Raw genomic sequence first — 6277 nt, 5'->3', positions numbered from 1 at the left:
GGGCCCCCCCCCCACCCCCCCCCCCGCCCCCCCCCCCGGGGGGGGGGCCCCCGCCCCCCCCCCCCCCCCCCCCCGGGGGGGGGGGGCCCCCCCCCCCCCCCGGGGGGGGGGGGGGGGGGGGCCCCGGGGGGGGGGGCGCCCCCCCCCCCCCAACGGGAAGCGCCTCTGACAAGAGGCAATGACGGGCGGGAGGATCGCCTTTTCTGTCAGTCACGTGCATTCGGGCGGCGAGATCCGGTCATCTCGATATCCACCCAGACCAACCTGTGTCGGCTTGCGCGCAGGGCGGTTTCCCGATCCGGAAACGACCAAGCAACCGCCGCATCTGCAATCCGCAGATCTGCAGAGGGCAGCACGTAATCGACCCGCATGCGCCCGGGGCGCGACCAGTCCACGGTATCCGTGCCCGCATCAGGGCTTGAGGGTCGTGGATCAACGACCCTTGGATCATTCAGCAGATCCGAAATGGCATCGCGCAGGCCATCCCCCTTTTCAGGGTCCAGATTGGCACCCCCGACGATCACGAATGGTCCAGTACTCTGCCGGTGATAGGGCGGGGGCAGGTTGTCCTCCAGCAGGATCTGCCACAGGCGGATCTCGTCATGATTGCGGCGGCCATTGCGGTCTTCGGGGCCATCGAAAACGGGTGGACCTGCCTGAAAGGTCATCAGATCGAGCTGCGCTTCCCCAGGCAGCCGGATCGGCACGACCCAATGGGCGGTTGAGGACAGGCGCTGGATCTCCTGCGCCTCGGCCGAGGGAAACGGGCCTCCGTCAGGGTGACGGGGCAGAAGAGCTTCCGGCAGATCCCGCCACAAGAGAGGCGACAGATCCAGGGCTTCTGACTCGAGAATTGGAAACCGCGACAGAACGGCGATCCCCTCCTTACCGGTGAAATCTCCGTAACCCTGGGAGTCCCCGGGGCCGCCAAGGCGGCTGTCGCCGTCCAGATCCTGCCCGGACGGCAATCCTGCGTTCGGCTGCCTGGCGAAGATGTGGGGATAGGGAGATCCAGCGAGGGCAAGACGGCGTTCCAGCGCCCGAAGGCCGCGGTTCTCGTAGTCCCAGTCGATACCCTGCAGGGCGATGACGTCTGCATTCGCCGCCGCGATGACCCTGATGACCGCCGCGACCTGTGCGTCGTTTCCTTTTTCGATGTCGCGCAGCATAAGTCCCGGTCCCTTGCGGGACAGTTCGGTGTTGTAGGTCGCAATGCGGATCGTGTCAGACCGGGCAGGCAGCCAGGCGAACAGGAAGGCTGAAAGCGAGGCCGCAAGGAATACGGCCGGGCGCCTCATGCGGTTTGCAGAAAGTCGGGATCCGCATAGGCGGCGCGGCGCCGTTGGGCAATAAGCTCGGCCACGCGCAAGAGCGCCAGCCCGCGCATGATCATCGAAGCTGGCACCAGAGCCCAGGCGCTGATCGTCCAGATCAAGGTCTGTGGCGCGGCAAGCAGGGCGGGATCGATCACCCCTTGACCGAGCTTCACAACTGCCGGAATGGCAAAGGGCAACAGCACCCCGATCACCATGTTGATGCGCCCATCGCGCTGCAGGCGCAGGACAACATCGCCGCCGGTGGTCGGGTCAAACAGCGGCAGGTTGACCCAGACATTGAAGGCTCCATTGCCGAGCGGCCAGTTGCCGACCCGGATTGCCAGCGCAAAACCGATGATGGCCAGAACCGCCAGAAGGTAGCTGAGGCCCGCAGCCGAGCGCACGGCCAGAACCAGAGCATCGGGCACCTCGGCTGGCATCATCAGGGTTGTAAGGCGCACGGGCGAGTAGGCAAAATCCATGATCGCCCCAAGACGCGCGGCAATCTCGTGGATCAGCGCTGTCAGACTTGTGGGATCGAGAGGATGGCGGGCGAGAAGGCTCAAAAGGCCGACCGCGGCAAAAATGGATACAAACCGGATGCGGTTCAGCGGCGGCGCCTGACGGAACTCCACAAAGCTGGGGAAGCTCGAGAAATATTCTGCAAAGGTCAACGCAGCGCCCAAAAGCGCCATGAACACGACGATCTCGGGAGATTCCGTGGCCGATACCGGCAGCAGCAAAGACGGCATCGCAATCAGCAATGCCACCAATACGCCGCGGATTGCCGCGCCTATGATGCGTGCAAACACTACGATCTGTTCCCTTCAACCTGGATCGGCGGGTACTTTGCCGCGCCATTTTTCCAACTTGTTCTACCGGCCTGTGCCGATGAGTCTGCCTCAATTGTGCCTCATTTCAGCATGCTTGCGGGGGCGCACTCAAGTGGCTTGGCCTGCAAACCGGACCTCAAACCGGCAATCGCAGGGCAACTGGTGCCGGATTACATCAGCAGATGCCATGGATTTCAGCGCTTTGCAGGTCGTGCCACAACATCTTGGGGTGGCGGGGGCTTTGGCCGCAAACGGCCTGACATGCAAAAGATGGGGTATGAGCATTTTCAAAGAACTTTGAATGAATATGTCTCAAATGTGGCACAGATCTGGCGTGCAGGTCCTGCGCTCAAGAAAAAAAGCCGCCCCTGAGGGCGACTTCTGAGACTTTCCGAGGGTCCGATCCGGCCCGGCCTATACCCAGGGGCGTTCCTGAGCCATCTTGCTTTCGAAGCTCTGGATCGCGTCCGCCTTTTCCATGGTCAGGCCGATGTCATCAAGACCGTTCAGCAGGCAGTGCTTCTTGAAGGCGTCCACGTCGAACTTGATAACTTCGCCATCCGAGGTGGTGATTTCCTGCGCTTCCAGATCCACGGTCATGCGGGCGTTCTCGCCCTTTTCCGCGTCCTTCATCAACAGGTCCACCTGCTCCTGCGGCAGCACGATGGGCAGGATGCCGTTCTTGAAGCAGTTGTTGAAGAAGATGTCGGCAAAGGAGGTCGAGATCACGCATTTGATGCCGAAATCCGCGATCGCCCAGGGGGCGTGTTCGCGGGACGAGCCGCAGCCGAAGTTGTCGCCCGCCACCAGGATCTCGGTGTTGCGGTACTGGGGCTTGTTCAGCACGAAATCGGGGATCTCGTTGCCGTTTCGGTCATAGCGCATCTCGTCAAAGAGGTTCACGCCAAGGCCCGAGCGTTTGATTGTCTTCAGGAAGACCTTGGGGATGATCATATCGGTGTCGATATTGACCAGCGGCATGGGCGCCGCGATACCGTGCAGTTTTTCGAACTTTTCCATATCGCTGGCTCCTTACATCAGCTCGCGGACATCGGTCAGGTGACCGGTGATGGCGGCAGCGGCGGCCATGGCCGGGCTGACCAGGTGGGTGCGGCCCTTGTAGCCCTGACGCCCCTCGAAGTTGCGGTTCGAGGTGGCGGCGCAACGCTCGCCCTCGGACAGCTGGTCGGGGTTCATCGCCAGACACATGGAACAGCCCGCAAGGCGCCATTCGAAACCGGCCTCGCGGAAGATATCGGCCAGGCCTTCTTCCTCGGCCTGGGCACGAACCAGACCCGAGCCGGGCACGATCATGGCGCGCAGGCCGTCCTTGATCTTCTTGCCCTTGACCACTTCGGCCACGGCGCGCAGATCCTCGATCCGGCCATTTGTGCAGGAGCCGATAAAGACGGTGTCGATCTCGATATCGGTCAGTTTCTGGCCGGGGGTCAGACCCATATAGTCAAGCGCCCGGCGGGCTGCCTCGACCTTGCCGCCCTCGAAATCCTCTGGGGATGGCACGACGCCGGTGATCGGCAGAACGTCCTCGGGCGAGGTGCCCCAGGTTACGACGGGCTGGATGTCTTCACCGCGCAGGGTCACGACCTTGTCGAAATGGGCGCCTTCGTCGGTGTAGAGCGTCTTCCACCAGTTCAGCGCGGCTTCCCACTGGGCTCCTTTGGGGGCATGTGGGCGGCCTTTGACATACTCAAACGTGGTTTCATCCGGCGCGATCAGGCCGGCGCGCGCGCCGCCTTCGATCGCCATGTTGCAGACGGTCATGCGCCCTTCCATGGACAGATCACGGATCGCCTCGCCGCAGTATTCGATCACATAGCCGGTGCCGCCGGCGGTGCCGGTCTCACCGATCACCGCAAGGGTGATGTCCTTGGCGGTCACGCCCGGCTTCAGCTTGCCGGTGATCTCGACCTTCATGTTCTTCGATTTCTTCTGGATCAGCGTCTGGGTGGCCAGCACGTGCTCCACCTCGGAGGTGCCGATGCCATGCGCCAGCGCGCCGAATGCGCCGTGGGTCGCCGTGTGGCTGTCACCGCAGACCACGGTCATGCCGGGCAGGGTCCAGCCCTGTTCAGGGCCGACGATATGAACGATGCCCTGGCGGATGTCGCTGACCGGGTAGTAGTGCACGCCGAATTCCCTGGCGTTCTTGTCGAGCGCCTCGACCTGGATGCGGCTTTCCTCGGTCATCTGCGCCGGGTCTTCGCGGCCCGCGGTGGTAGGCACGTTGTGGTCCGGCACGGCGATGGTCTTGTCCGGCGAATGCACCTTGCGGCCTGCCATGCGCAGCCCTTCAAAGGCCTGCGGGCTGGTCACTTCGTGGACCAGGTGGCGGTCGATATAAAGAAGGCAGGTGCCGTCCTCTGCTTCATGCGCGACATGCGCATCCCAGATTTTGTCATAGAGTGTCTTGGGGGACATGGGTCCTCTCCCGTTCTGTATTGGATAAGCTGGCTTTGGGCTGGGCTGCAGCCTTATAGGCGCGCCAGGACCGTGCGGGCGGCGCCATAGAACCGTTCGCGCAGACGAGCGCGATCTTGCAGTTCGATATTCTGGGCCAATACGAAGGTCATGCCTGTCAGATACATCCGCCCCGCGCGACAATCAAGGTTTCACGCAGGGGCGCGGCGCCATTGTTCTTGCATATATCCTTGCGCCACCGGCATGGTGAAGCCATGGAGCAAGATACCGTTCAAGCCGCCCCGCCCGAGACCCTGAGTGATGCTTTGCCTGAAAGCTTGCCGGACAGCTTGTCGCAGGTTCTGGGCTGGCTTCTGGGTGAGGCGCAAGCGATGGTCACCCTGTTCGTGACGCCGGGCTGGCGGCAATACCAGCTGTTCCTGATCCTCGGTCTGGCTCTGCTGGCCTACCTGATGAAACTCGTGACCCGCAGCGGCTGGGACCGCTGGGCCCACGGGCGGGAGGGCTGGCCCAAATGGAGATTGAGGGCGCTTCTCCATGTGTTGCGGCGGCTGACGCTCATCTATTTCGTGACCTTCAGCTGGACCCTGTACTGGGTGATGCAAGAGAACACCTGGCCCTCGCGCAGCTACCTGATCGGGATCGCGGCCACGGTTGCAACGGCCTGGCTGGTGATCGGATTCCTGGCGCGGCTGGTGCGCAATCACACGCTGCGGCGGATCTTTACCTGGAGCCTGTGGATTTACGCGACCCTGGTGGCGCTGAATCTGGTCGACGACGTGGCGGCGGCGCTCGACAGTATCGCCATCACCTTTGGCCAGATGCACCTGTCGCTGCTGGCGGTTCTCAAGGCGCTGATGCTGGGGGCGGTGCTGCTGACGCTGGCGCGGATCGGTTCCAATGCGGCAACCAAGGGGCTGAAAAGCAACAGCGACATTTCTCCCTCGATGCAGGTGTTGATTGGCAAGGGGATTCAGCTTGCCCTTTATGGTCTTGCGATCATTGTCAGCATTCGCGCCATCGGGTTCGACCTGACGGGCCTTGCGGTCCTCTCTGGTGCGGTGGGTGTTGGCATCGGGTTTGGCCTGCAAAAGGTGGTGTCGAACCTCGTGTCGGGGATCATCATCCTGATGGATCGCTCGATCAAGCCGGGGGACGTGATTTCCCTCGGAGAGACCTTTGGCTGGATCAATGCGCTGGGCGCGCGCTATGTCTCGGTGGTGACGCGAGATGGGCGCGAGTACCTGATTCCGAACGAGGATCTGATCACCTCGCAGGTGGTGAACTGGTCCCATTCCGACCGCTACGTGCGGCTCGATATCAATTTTGGCACCGCCTATGGGGATGATCCCCACAAGGTACGCCAGGTCGCCATTGAGGCTGCGCGCTCGGTGAACCGGGTGCTTTCGACCCCCGGCAAGGCGCCGGTCTGCCATATCGTGGGCTTTGGCGACAGCAGCGTCGACTATGTGCTGCGCTTCTGGATTGGAGATCCGACCGCAGGCCTCACGAATATCCGCGGTAATGTATATCTTGCCCTCTGGGACGCGTTCAAGGCCGAGGGCATATCGATTCCCTTCCCGCAGCGAGAGGTGCGCGTCCTCAATGAGCCGCTCACCGTGGCCGATGGCACAGGCGCACAGGCCCAGACAGTGCCAAGCGACTGAACCAAAGGCGGCTTTGCTCCCT

6 protein-coding genes are annotated in these 6277 nt (G+C 62.6%); 1 reads left to right on the top strand and 5 read right to left on the bottom strand.

The genetic code is table 11. The features are described from left to right. Window positions 1-206 precede the first annotated feature (206 nt). The 5 genes from AADA15_RS13035 to AADA15_RS13015 all read right to left on the bottom strand — a co-directional run bounded on the left by AADA15_RS13035 (window position 207) and on the right by AADA15_RS13015 (window position 4740). Window positions 207-1298: an endonuclease/exonuclease/phosphatase family protein gene (locus AADA15_RS13035; RefSeq protein WP_341641984.1), complete on the bottom strand. Its 1092-nt coding sequence runs from the start codon at window positions 1296-1298 to the stop codon at window positions 207-209. Next, the gene (locus AADA15_RS13030) at window positions 1295-2128 is read right to left on the bottom strand and encodes a hypothetical protein (RefSeq protein ID WP_341641983.1); all 834 of its coding nucleotides are present in this window, start codon (window positions 2126-2128) and stop codon (window positions 1295-1297) included. Before AADA15_RS13030 ends, AADA15_RS13035 begins: the two co-directional genes overlap by 4 nt. 435 nt (window positions 2129-2563) lie before the next feature. Beyond that, window positions 2564-3169, bottom strand: a complete 606-nt coding sequence (leuD, locus tag AADA15_RS13025) for a 3-isopropylmalate dehydratase small subunit (protein WP_341641982.1) — start codon at window positions 3167-3169, stop codon at window positions 2564-2566. Between the two features lie 12 nt (window positions 3170-3181). Then, window positions 3182-4588 carry a 3-isopropylmalate dehydratase large subunit gene (gene leuC / locus AADA15_RS13020; protein WP_341641981.1) on the bottom strand — a complete coding sequence of 469 codons (1407 nt, stop codon included), beginning with the start codon at window positions 4586-4588 and terminating at the stop codon, window positions 3182-3184. A gap of 53 nt (window positions 4589-4641) precedes the next feature. Beyond that, on the bottom strand, window positions 4642-4740 hold the full coding sequence (locus AADA15_RS13015; protein ID WP_226892586.1) for an isopropylmalate isomerase: 99 nt from the start codon (window positions 4738-4740) through the stop codon (window positions 4642-4644). 102 nt (window positions 4741-4842) lie between these two features. Here AADA15_RS13015 and AADA15_RS13010 point away from each other — a divergent pair, with 102 nt between their 5' ends. Beyond that, window positions 4843-6255 (top strand): mechanosensitive ion channel family protein, encoded by a 1413-nt coding sequence (locus AADA15_RS13010; protein ID WP_437343193.1) that lies wholly within the window; start codon window positions 4843-4845, stop codon window positions 6253-6255. Window positions 6256-6277: the final 22 nt, after the last annotated feature.

It is taken from the genome of Phycobacter sedimenti (assembly GCF_038148855.1).
Lineage (GTDB): Bacteria > Pseudomonadota > Alphaproteobacteria > Rhodobacterales > Rhodobacteraceae > Phycobacter > Phycobacter sedimenti.
Note: the sequence above shows the minus strand (reverse complement) of the source record. Positions and strands in the feature narration are given on the sequence as shown.

Bases quoted from the DNA above. Each gene is read 5' to 3' on its own strand.
- AADA15_RS13035 (WP_341641984.1), bottom strand. From the start codon at position 1,298: ATGAGGCGCCCGGCCGTATTCCTTGCGGCCTCGCTTTCAGCCTTCCTG.
- leuD (WP_341641982.1), bottom strand. From the start codon at position 3,169: ATGGAAAAGTTCGAAAAACTGCACGGTATCGCGGCGCCCATGCCGCTG.
- leuC (WP_341641981.1), bottom strand. From the start codon at position 4,588: ATGTCCCCCAAGACACTCTATGACAAAATCTGGGATGCGCATGTCGCG.
- AADA15_RS13015 (WP_226892586.1), bottom strand. From the start codon at position 4,740: ATGACCTTCGTATTGGCCCAGAATATCGAACTGCAAGATCGCGCTCGT.
- AADA15_RS13010 (WP_437343193.1), top strand. From the start codon at position 4,843: ATGGAGCAAGATACCGTTCAAGCCGCCCCGCCCGAGACCCTGAGTGAT.